The organism is Elizabethkingia argenteiflava (assembly GCF_009904105.1).
Classification (GTDB): Bacteria; Bacteroidota; Bacteroidia; order Flavobacteriales; family Weeksellaceae; genus Elizabethkingia; species Elizabethkingia argenteiflava.
The window spans coordinates 1-389 of the sequence record NZ_JAAABJ010000368.1 but is presented as its reverse complement, the minus strand read 5'-3'; the positions used below and the strand labels follow the sequence as shown (position 1 = coordinate 389).

Annotated in this window: 1 pseudogene; it reads right to left on the bottom strand. The window is 37.3% G+C overall.

Going from position 1 to position 389, the window contains the following annotated elements:
* Positions 1-248, bottom strand: a pseudogene (locus GNY06_RS04200) (IS5/IS1182 family transposase); the annotation flags it as partial.
* Positions 249-389 lie beyond the last annotated feature (141 nt).

Here is a 389-nt window from a genome sequence, read left to right as displayed (position 1 = left end):
TTATCACACAGAAAAATGCTGTTGGTGGTTTTTGCCTTTTTTCTACCCTGATAGCCTAGCTTTTCACCTCCCATTCGGCTTGGGGTGTGGCTTCCGTCCAACTGAAGGCTTGACATATCCAATTTTCCTTTATTAAGAAGCAAAAGACCTATCCAAACCTTTCTGAAAGAGCTGTCTTTGCTCCATTTATTGAAATAATAGTAACTGCTTTGCCAGCAGATTTTCGCTTTGCCAAAATATTCTTTCAAACTTAATTCACGCTACTGACAGCCTGTTTTCAGGCGTTTTATAATAAGCTGAATTATTTTTACCAGATCATATCTCGTCGAAAAGCCTCTTTTTCCTTTGCTTAAATGAGGTAAAATCCATCTTTCTATTTTATCTTTGCT